This is a genomic window from Lactobacillus gallinarum DSM 10532 = JCM 2011 (assembly GCF_001434975.1).
Classification (GTDB): Bacteria; Bacillota; Bacilli; order Lactobacillales; family Lactobacillaceae; genus Lactobacillus; species Lactobacillus gallinarum.
Genome location: NZ_AZEL01000015.1, coordinates 1 through 359 on the forward strand (window position 1 = coordinate 1; position 359 = coordinate 359).

Here is a 359-nt window from a genome sequence, read left to right on the forward strand (position 1 = left end):
ATTGTCTCGGTTTTTTGCTTGGATTATATTCAGTTTTCAATGTACTAGCTCTTTGATCCTTTCGGATCAATGGAGGCTAACGGGTTCGAACCGATGACCTCCTGCGTGCAAAGCAGGTGCTCTCCCAACTGAGCTAAGCCCCCAAGGTCTTTTCTTTTTTTCAGCCAGACATAACTTTAGCGCTTTTTTGCCGTTATGTCAATGGGCCTAAATGGACTTGAACCATCGACCTCACGCTTATCAGGCGTGCGCTCTAAACCAGCTGAGCTATAGGCCCGACTAACGCTTGGCGTTTTATTCAAATCTTTGAGGTACTACCCTCAAAACTAAACAAAGTTTCTCAGTGTGCTTCCGCTTGC

Annotated in this window: 2 tRNA genes; both read right to left on the reverse strand. The window is 45.7% G+C overall.

The features are described 5' to 3' along the window. Positions 1-70: 70 nt before the first annotated feature. A tRNA-Ala gene (locus tag FC37_RS02845) sits at positions 71-143 on the reverse strand. 59 nt (positions 144-202) lie between these two features. Beyond that, positions 203-277: transfer RNA gene (locus FC37_RS02850), tRNA-Ile, on the reverse strand. Positions 278-359: the final 82 nt, after the last annotated feature.